Consider the following 17,106-nt stretch of genomic DNA (forward strand, 5'->3'; position numbering starts at 1 on the left):
AAGCGTGTGGTCCCATGCGTCGCGGCATCGGTGTACGTGGACGCCAGTTCGCCGCGCCCGGGCTGATGCCGGTTCGCGGGCGGGATCGCCGTTGCCGGGTTTCCGCCCGTCAGTCGTTGCGCAGGAATACGACGTAGCCGCGGAACCACGGATTCGTCGCGAGGTAAGGCGGTGCGTCCCACTCGCCGCCCTGGATCACGCCGATGCGAAACGGCAGTTGGAGCCGCGCGACGCGCGGCAGATAGGCCGCGTAGTCGGGGATCGTGCTGCGCCCCTGGTAGGTCTGCACGATGACCTCGTCGACGATGCCCCTGAGCTGGTTGACCTGGTCGGTATCGATGCGGCTGCTCCAGTCGAGCAGCCCGGTGATGCTCAGCCGGCAATCGGCGGGCAAGGTCGCGCGCAGCGTCCGCAGGAATTCGAGGTAATCCTGCAGATGGCGCGTACGCGCATCGAAGTCGATCTGGATGCCGGTGATCGTGCGGCCCGACGCGCGCCAGCGCTGGAGCTGCGCGAGCATGATCGCCGTGACGCGCGGCGTCCAGCGCAGCGTATGCGCACGATAGACGAGCCAGACGCGCGCGTTCGGCGCGGGCGGCAGTGCGACGCCCTGCGCGATGACGCGCACCTGCGATTCGTCGCGCGGCGACGCCTCGATCTGCCCTTGCAGCACGTAGACGGTGCGTGCGGTGTGCACGACCGCCTGCGGCTTCACGCCCGCCCACAGCCAGAACGCGTCGTACCGTGAGGCATCGACCGTGCCGGCCAGCGCGACGCGTCCGGCCAGCAGCAGCGCGACGCACACGATACGCGTCATGCCGCGCTTACCAGTAGTAGCGGAGCTTCTGCGCCCACGGGCTGCCCGGATAGGTGGCCTTCAGCGTGTCGTACCAGCGCTTGCGGGTGTTCTTCGGCACGTCCTTGCCGCCGCATTCGTTGCTGCCCGTCGGCGCATAGCACTTGATCGCGCGGTAGAACGCATATGCGCGGTCGTTCGGGTTGGCCTGCGCATCGGCCATCACCGTTACGTAGCTCGACATCCGCTCGTACGGTTTGCCCGCGAACTGCGACGGCGAAGCGCCGAGCGTCGGCGGGATGCGCGTGGTGCTCGCCGACGACGCGTTGCGGACCCATGGCGGCACCGGATCGTTTTCGAGGCCGAACGCGGGCGGATGCAGGCGCACGAAATCGGCGAGACAGTTCAAGCCTTTCGCATCGCCGGGATTCTGCTGGAGCGCGGTCGCGATGTCGTGCGCGGACAAACACGCGTAGCCGTCCTCGTTTTTGGCACCGGGCGCGGTGAACGGCTTCAGCGGATCGGCAGGCGTGCCGGACACCAGCGCGGCATCGGCGATGAACTCGGCGTAGTGCGAGCGCGTGAGCTCCTTGTACAGCAGCGTGTACAGCGCGGTGTCGCGCAGCGCGCCGCCGGTCGCCTGGTTTTGCGCCTGCGCGCGCAGCAGGTCCGCATTGGCCGTGTGCTGCAGCAGCACTGCACGGATCGCGGCGTTCTGCACGAGCGAATCGTCGGCGAACACGTCGTTGACGAGGCCGGCCTGTTCCAGGTTGATCGCGAGCGCGAGTTCCAGCGCCTCGCGCTGGAAGCGGAATTTCGCGAGCGGGATCAGGTCGCGCCACAGCTGGCGGGCCTTGTCGGTCTGGCCGCTATCCTCCAGCGCGAACGCGCGCAGCGCCTGCTGGCTCAGGCCGAAGTAGTCGAGCGGCGCGGCGGGTGTTTGCGGCAGCAATTCGAGCGCCGCGTCGGGTTTGTGCCCGATCTGGACATACCAGGTCGCGAGCAGATAGTCGTAGAGCGCGGGCGTGTTCGCGAAGCGCGGCTTCTGCGCCTGCAACTCGTCGAGCGTCAGCGGCTTGTCGCGGCTCGTGTTGCCGCTGTTCGACGTGCGCATCCGCAGCAGGTCGACGGTCGCGAGCACGGTCGGAGACTGGATCTGGCGCGCGTCGAGTTCCGACCCGAACAGCAGCTTGCTGTCGAGTTCGTTTGCCAGTTGCATCAGCGGCACGTTCGAGGTTTTCGGCGACCAGCGGGCGAGCGCATTGCCGTACAGGTCGGCCTGCTGCGTGACGTTCCCGCCGAGCCACGCGACGCGCCGCAACAGCCCCGTCGCGGACACCGCATAACGCCCTTGCGGATACACCTTCAGGTAGGTGCGAAACACCGTGTTCGCCGCGTCGAGCGAGACCTTCGCCACGCGCGGGCGCGACGGCGTCGGGTTGTCGTTGTCGAACACATTGGCCTGCGCGGCGTTCAACTGCGCGCGCCCGGCCATATAGAGGCCGGTTTCCTTCAACCACGGGTTCGCGCTGTGCGATGCGTTCGCGAATGCCTTGGTCGCGGTGGCGAAGTCGGCGCGGTAGAACGCGTTCGTGCCGTCGAGGTAGGCGGCGAACTGCTGACCGAGCGGCGATTTGACCGCGGGCCGCGTCCATGCGGCGCTCGCGCCGCCCGTCGCGCAAGTCTTTTGCGCGATGTCGGTGCGCGCCGTGCGCAGGCGCGTGGTTTCGTCGGCGGGGATGCCACCGGCGGCGTCCAGCGCGTCGTTGAACGCGTCGGCGCCGGCGGTCATGCTGCGGCAGATGCTGCCTTCGCCGTCGGCGTACCGATTCGACGGCGCATCGGCATCCGACGCGCCGTCGGCCTTGTCGGGCTGCTTCTGGCCGATGTCGATCCACCCGGAAAAGTCCATCGGGAACGGCACGATGATCTGGTTGATCCGGTCTTTCGCCGGGATGGTCTTCGGGTCCGGGAACACTTGCGCGACCTTGCCGCTATTGACCATCAGCAGCATCGCGTTGACGCGCGTGTCGTTGGCGGGGCTCAGCATCGGCACGTTGCCGCACGAGTAGGTGTTTTGCCGGAGCGTGGGCGGCACGTTGCAGCTGTCGTCCGAGCTGGCGTGTGCGCCGGGGATCCAGAGCAGGCTGGCCGCCAGCGCGGCGAACAGGTTTCGGTGCAGCAATGGGTTTCTAGGCATTTTTCTTATGCTGGTTGGGGCCGCGATGGCCGGTCTCTCAGGGGGCGCCGTGCCCCGGCGCGTATCGTACCTCACGGGCGGCGCGTTGCCGTCGTGCGGCGGCCCGGCTTGCGCATCACGCGCACACGCTGCTTGCGACGCCGCCTTCATCCGCATCGCCGATCGCCGCGCGCAAGTCGTCGATCGCCACCATCAGTTCGCGGACCTGCCGCAACGACGGATATTGATGCAGCACCGCATGCCATTGCGGCAGCGTCAGCAGCGCGTGCCAGATGACGCCGAGGCCGCCCGGATCCGCTTCCGGCTGCTGCGCGAGCGCGCTCGCGTATTCGAGGCTCGCGGACGCCGACAGCAGCTGCATCCGGCTCGCGGCACCCAGCAAGCGCGGCGTCGCGTCGGCGGACGCGTCGCAGCAATAGAGCACTTCCCGTTGCAGCGCCGCGTCGTCGGTCGTCAATGCGCGGAGCGACGCGCCGTGCACGCGCACCGTGCCCTGGTGCGTCTCGAACGAATAGACCGTGTCCGGGTCGGCCTGCGCGAGCAGGTGCAGGCCGCGCAGCAGGCGCGGCAAATCGGTCGTCGCGGCATCCGCGGACGCTTTCGCTTCGACGAGGAAACGAACGTTCCAGACGGGCGCCGCTTCGTCGCCGCGCGGGCGTTCGAGCAGAATCGCGTCCCATTCGGTTTTTGCGCGGTCGTGCCGGCCCGGTATCGACGACGGCACGCGCATCGACGTGACCACGCGGTACGTGCGCCGCTCGTCCACCGCGTCGAGCTTGCGGGCCAGTGCCTCGAGCACCTGCGCAGCCAGCGCTTCGACGGCCGCGCCGCGCTGCTGCGAAGCCGCGCCCTGCGCGACGGCGATCGTGCTGCCTTCGAGCGGACCCTGGCGAACCCACAGCGCTCGGTATCGGCGGACGTGTTCGTCCGATGCCAGCGCGTCGACGCGCAGCATGCGTTCGAGCGCGGGGCTGTCTTTCAGCTTGACGATGTCCTGCTCGAAAGCGGCGTCGGTCGCCATGTCAGGCAGCGCGAGCAACGCCTGCAGCGTTGCATGAAGATCGGCCCACGATGCGGAAGTGGCGGCCGCATGCAGCCGCGCGAGCCCGTCGCGTTGCCACGCCTGCGCGCTGCGCTCGAGCTTGGCCGGGTGCGCGATCGCGTTGACGGCCGAGTGCAGCGCGCGCCGGTCCTGATCGGCGTGCGCGGATAGCGACGCGTATTCGCGCACGCTCGGCGCATCGTGACGCAGCACCGCGGCCTGAAAGGCGGGATCGCCGGATCGCGTATCCACGGCGTCGCGGATCATTCGCGCGAGCGCATCGACGAAGCGCTGTTGCAACGCCGCGCCGGGAGGCTGGCCGTCGTCGCGCAGGCGGCGCGCTTCCTCGATCGTAGTCGCCAGGACGGTGGCCGGGTTCGTGGCATCGGTCAGCGACGACGCGCTGTCGAGCGGCGGCAGGCGGTAGCGGCGCGCGACGGTGCGCAGCGTTTCGTCGAGCAAGGCGGGAAGCGGTGTCAGCGACATGGCGGTTATCGGGGTGAGCGCGGTTCGCATGCCCGCGGTTCGGGCCGGGTCGCGCGATGATGTGCAACGTTATCACGACGGATCGGGTGGAACCGATGGCGATGGGGTTGCGGCGGCGCGGGACGCAATCGCATGCAACATCAGTCGCGAGCAATGTCCTTGGTCAACGTCTCGATCGTCAGGTTTTCGTCTCGTGGCATGCCGACGCCTGCGTCGAACGGGTAGCGCATCAACTCGCCGGTTCGCGTGTAACCGCGGCGCAAATAGAAGTCGATCAGTTCGTGACGCACCGACAGGACGACCATGACAGCCTTCCCGATGTTCCAGCGCCGGATCGCGAATTGCTCGGCCTCGTTCAGCAGTGCTTTCCCGAGTCCGAGGTCCTGCATGGACGGCGATACGGCCAATGTGCCGATGTAGGCCGCGTCTCCGGTTGCCTTGACTTCGATACAGCCGGCAATGCGTCCTTCCACCTCCGCGACCAGCAATACCGAGTTCGGCGCCTGCAACGTATCGACAAGCTGGGAAGATGTAATCCGCGGGCCTTCGATGATCGCCGCTTCGTGTGTCCATCCGGCCGCAGTTGCAGTCGGGCGGTACGCTGCATTGACCAGTTGAACGAGCGCGTCGACGTCGTGTTCGTTTGCTGCTCGGTAGCGGGCGGTGCCCTTGATCGCGCCGGTCGCTTCACCCATTGCATCACTCCGTTTTCGTTGCCGCGGTTTGTCCCGAACGTCACGTCAGCCAAGGAGATATGAACCGCCGAACGAAGCCGGCATCCGTCAGGCGCGGCCGACCACACGGCAATCCATATTTCGCATCGCGCTGAAGCGTTCACGCCCGGCCGTCGACATAATCCACTCATGCGACCCGATGCGAACCGGGTCGATCCCAACCTCGCCACGGACCGAAAACGCGAGCAACCCGACATGCAGCCAGCCGTGCCCCGCAGCCATCCCGCCGTCGCCGATCTGCTCCTGCTCCTGACGCTCTCGACGTTATGGGGGGCGTCCTACACGTTCATCCGGATCGGCGTCGCAACGATTCCGCCATTGACGCTGATCGCCGCGAGGACCTTGATCGCGGGCTCGGTGCTGCTGCTGTGGATGCGCATCCGGCGCATTCCGATGCCGCGCGACCTCGCGGTCTGGCGTCGCTTCCTCGTGCAGGCGCTGCTGAACAGCGTCGTTCCGTTCACGCTGATCGCGTGGGCCGAACGTTCGGTTGAAGCCGGTCTCGCGACGATCCTCAATTCCGCGTCGCCTGTGCTTGCGTTCGTCGGCACCTGGCTGATCACCCGCCACGAACCACTGACGTCGCGGAAGCTGTTCGGCGTCGTCGCGGGGCTGGTCGGCATCTCGCTGGTGGTCGGCGTCAGCGCGTTCGACGGACTCGGCCGGCAACTCGTCCCGCAACTGGCGATCGTCGCGGCGACCGTCTGCTATGCGGGCGCGGCCATCTACGGGCGGTCGTTCAAGGGGTTGTCGCCGGCGGCGCCGGCTGCCGGCTCGCTCATGGTCGGCGCGATCGTGCTGGTGCCCGCCAGCATCGTCGTCGACCGACCGTGGACGCTTCATCCGTCGTGGCAATCGCTGCTGGCGCTGGCGGCGCTCGCGGTCTTCTCGACGGCGCTGGCGTTCGTCATCTACTTCCGGCTGGTCCAGACGCTCGGCTCGGTCGGCACGACGGCGCAAGCCTATCTGCGGGTTCCGATCGGCGTCGGTATCAGCATCGTGCTGCTCGGAGAGTCGCTGTCGGTGTCGGCGTGGCTGGGGCTCGGATGTGTGGTCGCGGGCGTGGCCGCGATGACGCTGCCGACGCGCAAGGCCGGGCAGCCACGCACCTGACGACGACAACGAAGCGGGCCGCGCATCCATCGCACCGCGGCAAGCGGCAGGCCGGGCCTGTCCGCGTGCCGCGCGCGCATCACGCCGTCAACGTCACCGACAGACTGCCGAGCTCGCCGAAGCGGACCGTCAGCGCATCGCCGAGCGGCACGTCGATCGCGCCCGCGTACGAGCCCGTCGTGACGATCTGACCGGCGCGCACGGCATCGCCGCGCGACGCGAGGAAATTGACGAGCCACACCAGCGGCTTCAGCGGATCGCCGTCCGGATGGCGGCCGTCGATCGCACGGTTCAGCGCGCCTTCGAACGACAGCGCCAGCGTCGCGAGCGGCACGTTCAACCCGTCGTGTACGACCGGGCCGACGCACAGCCCCTGGTTGAACTGCCCGTCGGCCAGCAGCTCGAATTTCGACGCGCGTGCCGGTTCCGCATAGCGGCAGCCGAGCACCTCGAGCACGATGCGCACTTCGCGGATCGCGTCGCGCACGTCCTGCTCGTCGTACGGCTGCGCGCGCGCGGGCAGGTCGCGATCGAGCACGAAGGCGATTTCCGGTTCGATTCGCACGATCGGCCCGCCGACGACGCGGTACGGCGCATCGGCTTCGCGGATCGTCGACGCGAAGATCGGTGCGAGGATCACGCGGTCGGGCGGCGGCAGCGCGCATTTCCATCCGCCGACGGGTTCGCCGAGCAGGTCGGCAACGCGCTGCTGGATCGCGAGCGCGGTGTCGACGTCCTCGGGACGCAGTGCATCGGGCAACAGCGGGCCGGGCGAGCCGGCATGGCGGGCGGCGACGAGATGCTGGGCGGCGCCGTCCACGCGTTCGGTAGTCGTTGTCATGTCGGTTGAGCGAGTTGAAGGTGAGCCGGCAAAAAAGGGCCGGACGAAAGTCGCACATTCGATGATAGCGCCTTCGGCGCGATGATCGCTCGATCCGGTCGCGCATGGACGGCCCGCGGCCGCCACGGCACGCCCTCGGGATATCCCCTAGACGATCGATTCACCCCGGCGCTTGCAAGCCGGGCACGTTGTGCGACACAATAGGGAAAGCGCTTTCCCAAATGAATCGAACGACGGGAAACGCGGGCTTCCAGCGCGACGGAACACGGCCGCACGCCGCACGCCACAGGCCGTGCGCAACGATTCAACAACAACGTGGAGACAGCAGATGTTCAACAGGCTTCGGGCGGTAACTTTCGCAGTCCTTTCAGTGCTGGCGGCGCAGGTGTGCGCCGCGCCGGTCACGCTCGACGTGACGGGCTGGAAGGGCGGCGGCGCCGAGCCCGCCAACATGGCGGCGCTGATCGCAAGGTTCGAGAAGGAAAACCCCGACATCAAGGTCAAGTTCGAATACATGTCGCGCAACGACACGACGACGGTCGTGTCGTCGCGGCTGCAGGGCGGCAACGGGCCCGACGTGCTGATGGTCGACCGCGAGCTGATGCGGCAATGGCAGGGCGCGCATCAGTTGCTGGACCTGAGCGGCGAGAAGTGGGTGCCGACGATCTGGCGCGGCGTGCGCGGCCACACGCAGATCGGCGGGAAGACCTACATGTTGCCGATGGAGCTGGTCGGCATCGGCCTGTTCGCGAACCTCGACCTGTTCAAGCGCGCGGGCGTTGCGACGGTACCGACCGACGTCGACCAGTTGAAGGCCGCATGCGGGAAGCTGGCGGCGGCCGGCATCACGCCGATGCTGCTGCCCGCGAAGGAAGGCTGGGCACCGGCGGCGCTCGTGATCGCGTCCGGGCTGGCGGCCGGCGGCGGCGACGCGGACGCGCGCGCAGAATCGTTCGTCGGTGCGGGCAGCGCACGCTTCGCGGCCGATCCTGCGTTCAAGCAGTCGATGGCCGCGCTGAAGGTGCTCGCGGATGCGAAGTGCTTCGTGCCGCGCCTGAACAATGGCGTGAGCGCGTGGAGCACGGGGCTCACCGAGTTCCAGGCCGGCCGCGTCGCGATGATGCCGCAGGGCGCGTGGAATATCGCGAAGTTCAGCGCGACGAAGGGGCTCGCGTTCCAGTTCGCGCCGTTGCCCGCGCTTGTGCCCGGCAACGGGCCGGTCGCGCTCGACATGCTCGGCACCGCGTGGGCGGTCAACGCGGCGTCGCACCAGGCCGACGCCGCGAAGAAGTGGCTCGCGTTCTGGGCGCGCCCCGACAACGATCGGCAGTTCCTCGACGCGGAAGCCGCGTTCAGCCCGTTCGAGGGCGGCACCGACGCGATGCCGCCGCAGGCGCAGCCGTACGCGGCCGCGCAGAAGAACGGGCACGTCGTGCTGTATCCGAAGGGCGTGTGGGCCGGCTCGCTGTTCACGGCGATCTGGAATTCGATGTCCGCGTATTTCCTCGACATCGGGCAGGACCCGGCGAAGCTGCTCGCCCGCTGGGATGCGGCCGCGCGATGAACCGCCGCTTCGCTGACATGTGCCGTGCCGCGCGAGGTCGCGCGGCGCGATTCGACGAAGGAGGTGCGCGATGAAGCGCAACCGGACCTTGCTTTGGTGCGCCGTTCCGGCGCTCGCGCTGTACGCGCTGCTGAGCTTGTACCCGCTGTTCAAGGCCGCGCGGATGAGCCTGACGGATTTTTCCGGCGTGGGCGACGCGCACTGGATCGGGCTCGCGAACTACGCGGCGGCGTTTCGCGATCCCGCGAGCCTGCATACGCTCGTCGTCACGTTCGCGTACGCGGCGATCGTCGTGATCGTGCAGAACGGGCTCGGGCTGCTGTTCGCGGCGCTGCTGTTCTCGCTGCCGCGGCTGCGCGGCGCGCTGCGCGTCGGGCTGCTGGTGCCGAGCATGTTCTCGGCGGTGATCGCCGGGTTCGTATGGGAGTACCTGTACTCGCCGCTCGGCGGCGGCATCAACGAGCTGCTGCATCTCGTGCATCTCGACGCGCTGCAGCAGGTGTGGCTCGGCGATCCGTCGGTCACGCTGCCGGCCGTCACGGCCGTGCACGTGTGGATGTACGTCGGTTATTCGACGGCGATCTTCCTCGCGGGCTACCTGAACATTCCGTCGGAGCTGCACGACGCGGCGAAGCTCGACGGCGCGAACGCATGGGTGCGCTTCACGCGCATCGACCTGCCGCTGCTCGCGCCGGCCTTCACCGTGAACATCACGCTGAGCACGATCGGCACGCTGAAGACCTTCGAGCTGCCGCTCGTGCTGACCAACGGCGGGCCGGACGGCGCGACGACCACGCTCGGGCTGCAGATCTTCCACAGCCTGTTCAACGACTACAAGTTCGGCTTCGCGAGTGCGTTGTCGATGATCATGCTCGCGATCGTCGTGGTGGTCGCCACCACCCAGAACACGATCCTGCGCCGCCGGGAGGACAACCTGTGAACGTCATCCGTCACCGCTTTCATGCGGACCGTTCGACCGCCGGCACGTCGGGCGGCGGGCTGCGCGCGGGCACGCTGCTGCGCCGCATGCCGGGGTTCGCGCGGCTGGTGGCCGCGATCGCGATCGTCGCGATCGTGCTGCTGCCGACGATCTACATGGTGCTGATGTCGCTGCGCACCGGCGACGACATCATCGCGCGCCCGCTCGGGCTGCCCGACCACGTGTTCTTCGGCAACTACGCGGCCGTGTTCACGCAGATGAACTACTGGCGCAGCGTCGCGAACACGATCGGCATCACGCTCGCGGTCACGCTGCTCGTCGCGCTGCTGTCGTCGCTCGCGGCCTATCCGCTGGCGCGCGTGAAGGGCCGGCTGTCGACCGCGGTCTACATCGTGCTGACGCTCGGCCTGACGATCCCGATGTTCGTCAGCCTGACGCCGCTCTACGTGCTGTTCCGCGACCTGCACCTGCTCAATACGTATCTCGGCGTCGTCCTTGCGTACACCGTGCAGAGCCTGCCGCTCGGCGTGTTCTTCTACACGAGCTTCCTGAAGCGGATTCCGCTCGAGCTGGAAGAAGCCGCGGTGATGGACGGCTGCAGCCCGCTGCAGGTGTACTGGTACATCGTGCTGCCGCTGCTGCGGCCGATCACGGGCACGCTCGCGATGTTCGTCACGCTGTCGGTGTGGAACGACCTCGTCTATCCGCTGCTGTTCCTGACCGACTCGTCGAAGTTCACGATCACGGTCGCGGTGTTCCGCTTCATCGGCACCAACGACATCGATCCGACCAAGCTGTTCCCGGCGGCCGTGATGGGCACGCTGCCGCTGCTCGTGCTGTTCTTCCTGCTTCAGCGCAGGATCGTCGCGGGCATCACGGCCGGCGCGGTCAAGGGGTGAAACCATGAATCCATTCGAATCGCTCGACGGCCGCGTGGTCGTCGTCACGGGCGGCGGCGACGGCATCGGCCTCGGCATCGTCGAGGTGCTCGCGTCATGCGGCGCGCAGGTCGTCGTCGCGGAAAAGAACGCCGCGCGCGCCGACGTCGTGCGCGAACGGCTCGGCGGCCGCGACGCGCTGTTCGTCGAGACCGACGTCGCGGACCCGGCGAGCGTCGCCGCGCTGTTCGAGCGCGTCGACGCGCATCACGGCCGGCTCGACGGGCTCGTGAACAACGCGGGCATCACGCTGCACGGCCCGTTCGACGCGTTCTCGCTCGACGACTGCGATCGCCTGTACCGCACCAACCTGCGTTCGATGTTCCAGTGCGCGCAGCTCGCGGCGCCGCGCATCGCGCGTGCGGGCGGCGGCGCGATCGTCAACATCGCGTCGAATCATGCGGGCGCGAGCGTGCCGGGCTTCGAGATGTACGCGGCGACCAAGGGTGGCATCGTCGCGATGTCGCGCGCGATGGCGACGAGCCTCGCGCCGCAGCGCATCCGTGTCAATACGCTGAGCCCCGGCTTCACGCTGAACGCGCCGATCGGCGCGGCGCTCGAGCGCGATCCCGCGCTGCTCGACGCCTATCGCGCGCTGCATCCCGCGCAGCGCATCAACGAGCCGGCCGATATCGGCCGGATCGCCGCGTTCCTGCTGTCGGACGCGGCGACCGGCATCGCCGGCGCGGATCTCGTCGCCGACAACGGCATGTCGGCGCTGCTGTTCAACCGCACCCGTTCCTCCACATGAAGATCACCGAAATCGAAACATTCGCGGTCGCGCCGCGCTGGCAGTTCGTGAAGGTCAGCACCGACGAAGGCCTGGCCGGCTGGGGCGAGCCGATCGTCGAAGGGCGCGCGGCCACGACCGCGGCCGCCGTGCACGAACTCGCCGACTACCTGATCGGCCGCGATCCGCGCCACATCGAGGACCTGTTCCAGGTCATGTACCGCGGCGGCTTCTATCGCGGCGGCCCGATCCTGACGAGCGCGATCTCGGGCATCGAGCAGGCGCTGTGGGACATCAAGGCGCGCGCGCTCGGCGTGCCGGTGTACGACCTGCTCGGCGGCCCCGTGCGCGACAAGGCGCGTGTCTATGCGCACGTGAAGGGCGACACGCCCGACGAGATGGCCGCGAACGCGCGGCAACTCGTCGAAGCCGGCTACACGGCGCTGAAGATGGGCGTCGTCAACGCGACCGACTGGATCGAATCGCCGGCGGCGATCGATCGCGCGGTCGCGCGCTTCGGCACGGTGCGCGACGCGATCGGCAAGGAAGTCGGGCTCGGCATCGACTTCCACGGCCGTGTGCGCCGCCCGGTCGCGAAGGCGCTGGCGAAGGCGCTCGCACCGTTCGACCCGATGTTCTACGAGGAACTGCTGCTGCCCGAGCACAACGACGCGTTGCGCGAAGTCGCGCGCGATTGCGCGGTGCCGCTCGCGACGGGCGAACGGCTGTTCACGCGCTGGCAGTTCAAGGAACTGCTGCAGGAAGGCGTCGTCGACATCGTGCAGCCCGACGTGAGCCATACGGGCGGCATCTGGGAGCTGCGCAAGATCGCGGCGATGGCCGAGGCGTACGACGTCGCGGTCGCGCCGCATTGCCCGCTCGGGCCCCTGACGCTCGCGGCGTCGCTGCAGATCGATTTCTGCACGCCGAACGCGTTCATCCAGGAGCAGTCGACCAATGTGGCCTATCACGACGACAACGCGATGTACGCATACACGCGCGGCATTCCGTTCGCGTTCGACGCCGGCTACGTGGCACGCCCGGATGCGCCGGGGCTCGGCGTCGAGATCGACGAGGAGAAGGTGAGGGCAGCCGCCGCGACGGGGCACCGCTGGCGCAACCCGGTGTGGCGCCGCGAGGATGGTTCGGTCGCCGAATGGTGAGCGACGGAAACGGACGAGGAGAAACCCAATCATGGCAAGTGTGTCGCTCAAACAGATCCGCAAGCGCTACGACGACGGCGCGGACGTGATCAAGGACGTCAGCCTCGATATCGAGGATGGCGAATTCATGGTGTTCGTCGGGCCGTCGGGCTGCGGCAAGTCGACGATGTTGCGGATGCTGGCGGGGCTCGAGGAGATCACGTCGGGCGACCTGCTGATCGACGGCCGTCGTGTCAACGACGTGCCGGCCGCGAAGCGCGGGCTCGCGATGGTGTTCCAGAACTACGCGCTGTATCCGCACATGACGGTGTTCGAGAACATGGCGTTCGGGCTCAAGCTCGCGGGCGTCGACGCTGCCGAGACGCGCACGCGCGTCGGGCAGGCGGCCGAGGCGCTGCGGTTGTCCGCGCTGCTCGAGCGCAAGCCGAAGGCGCTGTCGGGCGGCCAGCGGCAGCGCGTCGCGATCGGCCGCGCGATCGTGCGCAAGCCGGGCGTGTTCCTGTTCGACGAGCCGTTGTCGAACCTCGACGCGGCGCTGCGCGGCGGGATGCGGCTCGAACTCGCGCGGCTGCATCGCGAGTTGGGCAGCACGATGATTTATGTGACGCACGACCAGGTCGAGGCGATGACGCTCGGCGACCGCATCGCGGTGTTCAACGGCGGGCGCATCGAGCAGGTCGGCTCGCCGCTGTCGCTGTACGAGCAGCCGGCGAACCACTTTGTCGCGTCGTTCCTCGGTTCGCCGTCGATGAACTTCCTGCCGTGCCGCGCGCACGGCGGCGCGGATGCGCCGCGCTACGACGTGCCGGGCGGCTCGCTCGCCGCGACGCCCGACGCGTCGCGCGCATGGCCGTCGGGTTCGCTGCAACTCGGCATCCGGCCCGAGAACATCGCGGTCGGCGCGCCGGGCACGGGCCTCGACGGCCGTGTCACGCACGCCGAGCATCTGGGCGACGCGACGATCGTCTATGTCGAGCTCGCTGGCCACGACCGGCCGCTGTCGGTGCGGCAGAACCGCGATGGGTACGCGGTCGTTTCGGGGCAGCCGGTCGGCGTGCGCATCGACATGCGGCACGCGCACTTCTTCGACGACGTGGGCCGCGCGCTCTGAGTCCGGCCCGGCCGGCTGGTTCCGCCCGCCGCATCGGCGGGCGGCCGAACGCATGCATAGAACAGAATTTCGATGACGACAATAAAACTGGTACAGGGCGCGAACGCGATCCTGGGAGAGGGCCCGCTCTGGTGCGAACGCTCGGCGTCGCTCTACTGGATCGACATCAAGCGCACCGCGCTCTACCGCTATACGCCCGGTCAGGGGCAGACGGGTTTCTGGCTGCTGCCGGAGCCGGCCGGCTGCGTCGCGGGCGTCGACGACGGGCGCTTGCTCGTCGCGCTGAAGAGCGGCCTGCACCTGTTCGATCCCGCGCGAGGCGCGCTCGAACGGCTGGCCGACGCCGCGCATGCGCGGCCGTCGCTGCGCTACAACGACGGCGCGGTCGATGCGCGCGGCCGCTTCTGGGTCGGCACGATGGCCGACGACGGCGACGGCCCGGGCGATCTCCATTGCTTCGAGCACGCACGCGCATCGCGCGTCGCGGTGGCCGGGTTCGCATGCGCGAACGGGATGGGCTGGAGCCCGGACGGCACGACGATGTACGTGACGGATTCCGGGCGCCGCACGATCTTCGCGTACGACTTCGACGTTGCTGCCGGACGGCTGTCGAACGCGCGGCCGTTCGCGACGTTCGGCGACGCGCGTGGCGTGCCGGACGGGCTCGCGGTCGATGCGGAGGGCGGTGTGTGGTCGGCGATCTGGGACGGCTGGCGGCTGCATCGTTATGCGCCGGACGGCGCGCTCGACGCGGTCGTCGAGATGCCGGTGCAGCGGCCGACCAGCGTCGCGTTCGGCGGCGCCGATCGCGCGACGCTGTTCGTCACGTCGGCATCGGTCAACGTGAGCGCGGACGGGCTGCTGCGCGGGCCGCTCGCGGGCAGCCTGTTCGAGACGCGCCCGGGCGTGGCCGGGCTCGAACAGCATTGCGTCGCGCGCGCGTGGCTGGGCGAAGCGGTCGCGGCCGCGCCGCGTTGATCAGGGCGCGGGTTGTCAGCGGCGGCGCGCGTCGCGCGGCCGCACCGTCGATTCGCGGACCACGAGCCGCGCCTCGAGCATCGTATGCGGGTCGGGCGACTTGCCCGCGAGCGCATCGAGCAGCGTCGTCATCGCGACTTCGCCCGCGCGTTCGGTTTCGGTGTCGATCGACGTCAATGTGGGCGACGTGAGCTTGCCGAGTTCGAGGTTGTCGAAGCCGCACACGGCGACGTCGTGCGGGATCGAGATGCCGAGCCGTTCGGCTTCCTTGATGAAGCCGGCCGCAATCATGTCGTTGTAGCAGATCACCGCATCGGGTGGCTCGGCGGACAGCATCACCGACGCGCACACGCGCTCGCCGTCGGCGACGGTGGCGCGCGGCACGCTGAACGTGCGCAGCGGCAGCCCGGCGCGCGCGAGCACCTGCTCGGCGCCGGCGCGGCGTTCGTCGTCGCCGCGCGCGTTCGGCAGGCTGATGTACGCGAAGCGCTGGTACTTCTCCATCAGCAGGTGCTGCCCGAGCATCTCGCCCGCGCGGACCGGATCGGAGTGCAGCGTGAGCAGGCCGTCGCGCGGCGCGGAGCCGACCGCGACCACCGGCTTGCCGAGGCTCGCGGTCCAGCGCAGGTCGTCGTCGGGCATGCTGGTGTTCAGGATCAGCCCGTCGACGCGCCGGCTCAGCTTCGTCAGCGCCGGCCGTTCGCCCTTGCGGTTCTCGTCGGCATCGACGATCAGGACGACGAAATCGTTGCGCTGGGCGATCCGGTTCACGCCCTTGACCATCGCGGTGAAGTACGGGTTCAGGATGTCCTGGATCACGACGCCGACCGCGCCCGTCTGGCCGGTGGCCATCGAGCGCGCGAGCGGGTTCGACTCGTAGCCGAGCTGCTCGATCGCCTCGGCGATGCGGCGCTCGACGTCCGGCGAGAAGCGCTTCGTCTTGTTGATGAACTTCGAGACGGTTCCGATGGAGACGCCTGCGGCGGCAGCGACTTCGTTGATCTTGGCCACGATGAAAGTGAGTGTCAGTGCATTTTGCCGGCGAGCATAGCATGCGCGCCGGCGGCGGCGACCGCGTGACGACATGGCAGGCGTGCCGCGCGATCGGACTCGGTAGTATCCCTTGGGGAACCAGAATTTTCTTGAAAAAGCGCAATCGCGCATCGACAATGAAAGCGCTTTCCCTTTTCGCGAGCATAGCACGCGCGCATTCCGTTCGAGACGCATCGGAAAACGACGCACGACAACCGCCGCGAAATTTTTTTGCTTGAGTGGGAAAGCGTTTTCCCAATTAGGCGAGACGTGAACGAAAAGAAGGAGGAGATCTTGATGCGACAGTATGGGTGGATCGCGGCGCTCGCCCTGGCGGTGCCGGCGGTGGCGCAGGCCGAATCGAGCGTCACGGTGTGGGGGCGCGTCGGCGGCGACGTGCAGTACCTGAGCGGCGTGCAGAACGGCCCGCATTCGACGGGCTCGCGTTTTTCGGAAGGCAACGACTGGGGGACGAGCATCCTCGGCTTCACGGGCAAGGAGGATCTCGGCGGCGGCAACCAGGCCGTGTTCTGGCTCGAATCGGCGATCAACGCGGCGAACGGCAACTACGGTGGCGGCGTGCTGTTCCAGCGCGGTGCGTGGGTCGGGTTCAAGAACGAGCGTTATGGCTTCCTGCGGCTCGGGCAGGGCTCGTTCATCAACAGCTATATCTGGTCGTACGATCCGCTGCTCGAGGAGAACTATTCGGTCGAGTCGCTGACGTCGTACCGGAACGGCCCGAAGCTGTCGAACGGGATCCGCTATGAATCGCCGAAGTTCGGCGGCTTCTCGTTCGCGCTGCAGGCGAACCTCGGCAACAGCTCGAACGGCTGGTTGCGCGGCTCGCCGAACAACGTCAATGCGACGGGCCTGTCCGACGGCGCGACGGTGGCCTACACGCACGGCGACTTCGAGGTGCGCGCCATCTGGAACGAGATCCGCAACCAGTACGGCCGCGAGGACAACCTGTTCACCGCTTCGCAGGAAGCGTTCATCGGCGTGCGCGAGCGCTTCGGCCCCGCGCTGGTGCAGCTCGGTTATACGCGCTACAGCGCGCCCGATACGCCGGCCGGCCTGTCGCGCACCGCGAACTACTACTGGGGCGGCGTGACGTACGACGCGACGCCGTTCCTGCACCTGCAGGGCGCCGTCTATTCGATGAAGATCGACGCGGGCCAGTGGACCGCCGATCACAGCGGCGAAGGGCGTTCGACGATCATCGGCCTCGGCACGATGTACGACCTGTCGAAACGCACGTTCCTGTATGCGACGGCCGCGCACGTGTTCAACAGCGCGAATGCGAACCTGGGCGTGAACCCGCAGTCGCCGGGGCTCGGCAACGGTAACGGGCTCGGTGCGTCGCCGATGCCGGGGCACGGGCAGACTGGCGTCTACGCAGGGATCGAGACGCTCTTCTGATACAGGCCGAACGACGCGG

At 68.2% G+C, this 17,106-nt stretch carries 15 protein-coding genes; 9 read left to right on the top strand and 6 right to left on the bottom strand.

Annotated features, from left to right (window positions below):
• Positions 1–109 precede the first annotated feature (109 nt).
• The 4 genes from VL15_RS28180 to VL15_RS28195 all read right to left on the bottom strand — a co-directional run bounded on the left by VL15_RS28180 (position 110) and on the right by VL15_RS28195 (position 5,219).
• A complete protein-coding gene (locus VL15_RS28180) occupies positions 110–817 on the bottom strand; it encodes a DUF3142 domain-containing protein (RefSeq protein WP_048249965.1) in 708 nt (235 codons plus the stop codon).
• A 7-nt stretch (positions 818–824) separates the two neighbouring features.
• Positions 825–2,996 (bottom strand): hypothetical protein, encoded by a 2,172-nt coding sequence (locus VL15_RS28185; protein ID WP_048249966.1) that lies wholly within the window; start codon positions 2,994–2,996, stop codon positions 825–827.
• Between the two features lie 115 nt (positions 2,997–3,111).
• Complete coding sequence (locus VL15_RS28190) at positions 3,112–4,524, bottom strand: hypothetical protein (protein ID WP_048249967.1); 1,413 nt, start codon at positions 4,522–4,524, stop codon at positions 3,112–3,114.
• Positions 4,525–4,664: 140 nt separating this feature from the next.
• Positions 4,665–5,219 carry a GNAT family N-acetyltransferase gene (locus tag VL15_RS28195; protein WP_048249968.1) on the bottom strand — a complete coding sequence of 185 codons (555 nt, stop codon included), beginning with the start codon at positions 5,217–5,219 and terminating at the stop codon, positions 4,665–4,667.
• Between the two features lie 234 nt (positions 5,220–5,453).
• On the opposite strand from VL15_RS28195, the gene VL15_RS28200 reads away from it, so the two are divergent.
• Entirely contained in the window at positions 5,454–6,371 is a 918-nt protein-coding gene (locus tag VL15_RS28200) for a DMT family transporter (protein WP_048249969.1), read from the top strand.
• A 79-nt stretch (positions 6,372–6,450) separates the two neighbouring features.
• On the opposite strand, the gene VL15_RS28205 is transcribed toward VL15_RS28200, so the two are convergent.
• Entirely contained in the window at positions 6,451–7,212 is a 762-nt protein-coding gene (locus VL15_RS28205; RefSeq protein ID WP_048249970.1) for a 2-keto-4-pentenoate hydratase, read from the bottom strand.
• A 328-nt stretch (positions 7,213–7,540) separates the two neighbouring features.
• Between VL15_RS28205 and VL15_RS28210 the strand changes: the two genes are divergently transcribed.
• The 7 genes from VL15_RS28210 (at position 7,541) to VL15_RS28240 (ending at position 14,636) form a co-directional block, all read left to right on the top strand.
• Positions 7,541–8,776 (top strand): ABC transporter substrate-binding protein, encoded by a 1,236-nt coding sequence (locus tag VL15_RS28210; RefSeq protein ID WP_080970972.1) that lies wholly within the window; start codon positions 7,541–7,543, stop codon positions 8,774–8,776.
• A 70-nt stretch (positions 8,777–8,846) separates the two neighbouring features.
• A complete protein-coding gene (locus tag VL15_RS28215) occupies positions 8,847–9,716 on the top strand; it encodes a carbohydrate ABC transporter permease (protein ID WP_011349624.1) in 870 nt (289 codons plus the stop codon).
• Positions 9,713–10,615 carry a carbohydrate ABC transporter permease gene (locus VL15_RS28220; protein WP_048249971.1) on the top strand — a complete coding sequence of 301 codons (903 nt, stop codon included), beginning with the start codon at positions 9,713–9,715 and terminating at the stop codon, positions 10,613–10,615. The genes VL15_RS28215 and VL15_RS28220 overlap by 4 nt, the downstream gene beginning before the upstream one ends.
• A 4-nt stretch (positions 10,616–10,619) precedes the next feature.
• Positions 10,620–11,405, top strand: coding sequence for an SDR family NAD(P)-dependent oxidoreductase (locus tag VL15_RS28225; RefSeq protein WP_048249972.1), 786 nt, complete (start codon positions 10,620–10,622; stop codon positions 11,403–11,405).
• Entirely contained in the window at positions 11,402–12,547 is a 1,146-nt protein-coding gene (dgoD, locus tag VL15_RS28230) for a galactonate dehydratase (RefSeq protein WP_048249973.1), read from the top strand. Before VL15_RS28225 ends, dgoD begins: the two co-directional genes overlap by 4 nt.
• Before the next feature lie 31 nt (positions 12,548–12,578).
• On the top strand, positions 12,579–13,658 hold the full coding sequence (locus VL15_RS28235) for an ABC transporter ATP-binding protein (protein WP_048249974.1): 1,080 nt from the start codon (positions 12,579–12,581) through the stop codon (positions 13,656–13,658).
• 72 nt (positions 13,659–13,730) lie between these two features.
• The gene (locus tag VL15_RS28240; protein WP_048249975.1) at positions 13,731–14,636 is read left to right on the top strand and encodes an SMP-30/gluconolactonase/LRE family protein; all 906 of its coding nucleotides are present in this window, start codon (positions 13,731–13,733) and stop codon (positions 14,634–14,636) included.
• 15 nt (positions 14,637–14,651) lie between these two features.
• Here VL15_RS28240 and VL15_RS28245 read toward each other — a convergent pair whose 3' ends face one another.
• Positions 14,652–15,647: a LacI family DNA-binding transcriptional regulator gene (locus VL15_RS28245; RefSeq protein WP_230684542.1), complete on the bottom strand. Its 996-nt coding sequence runs from the start codon at positions 15,645–15,647 to the stop codon at positions 14,652–14,654.
• A gap of 318 nt (positions 15,648–15,965) precedes the next feature.
• Here VL15_RS28245 and VL15_RS28250 point away from each other — a divergent pair, with 318 nt between their 5' ends.
• Complete coding sequence (locus tag VL15_RS28250; protein ID WP_048250062.1) at positions 15,966–17,087, top strand: porin; 1,122 nt, start codon at positions 15,966–15,968, stop codon at positions 17,085–17,087.
• Positions 17,088–17,106 lie beyond the last annotated feature (19 nt).

It is taken from the genome of Burkholderia cepacia (genome assembly GCF_001039005.1).
In the GTDB taxonomy this organism is placed as follows: Bacteria; Pseudomonadota; Gammaproteobacteria; order Burkholderiales; family Burkholderiaceae; genus Burkholderia; species Burkholderia theae.

Bases quoted from the DNA above. Each gene is read 5' to 3' on its own strand.
- VL15_RS28235 (WP_048249974.1), top strand. From the start codon at position 12,579: ATGGCAAGTGTGTCGCTCAAACAGATCCGCAAGCGCTACGACGACGGC.
- VL15_RS28180 (WP_048249965.1), bottom strand. From the start codon at position 817: ATGACGCGTATCGTGTGCGTCGCGCTGCTGCTGGCCGGACGCGTCGCG.
- VL15_RS28215 (WP_011349624.1), top strand. From the start codon at position 8,847: ATGAAGCGCAACCGGACCTTGCTTTGGTGCGCCGTTCCGGCGCTCGCG.
- VL15_RS28200 (WP_048249969.1), top strand. From the start codon at position 5,454: ATGCAGCCAGCCGTGCCCCGCAGCCATCCCGCCGTCGCCGATCTGCTC.
- VL15_RS28240 (WP_048249975.1), top strand. From the start codon at position 13,731: ATGACGACAATAAAACTGGTACAGGGCGCGAACGCGATCCTGGGAGAG.
- VL15_RS28225 (WP_048249972.1), top strand. From the start codon at position 10,620: ATGAATCCATTCGAATCGCTCGACGGCCGCGTGGTCGTCGTCACGGGC.
- VL15_RS28205 (WP_048249970.1), bottom strand. From the start codon at position 7,212: ATGACAACGACTACCGAACGCGTGGACGGCGCCGCCCAGCATCTCGTC.
- dgoD (WP_048249973.1), top strand. From the start codon at position 11,402: ATGAAGATCACCGAAATCGAAACATTCGCGGTCGCGCCGCGCTGGCAG.
- VL15_RS28190 (WP_048249967.1), bottom strand. From the start codon at position 4,524: ATGTCGCTGACACCGCTTCCCGCCTTGCTCGACGAAACGCTGCGCACC.
- VL15_RS28195 (WP_048249968.1), bottom strand. From the start codon at position 5,219: ATGGGTGAAGCGACCGGCGCGATCAAGGGCACCGCCCGCTACCGAGCA.
- VL15_RS28185 (WP_048249966.1), bottom strand. From the start codon at position 2,996: ATGCCTAGAAACCCATTGCTGCACCGAAACCTGTTCGCCGCGCTGGCG.
- VL15_RS28250 (WP_048250062.1), top strand. From the start codon at position 15,966: ATGCGACAGTATGGGTGGATCGCGGCGCTCGCCCTGGCGGTGCCGGCG.
- VL15_RS28210 (WP_080970972.1), top strand. From the start codon at position 7,541: ATGTTCAACAGGCTTCGGGCGGTAACTTTCGCAGTCCTTTCAGTGCTG.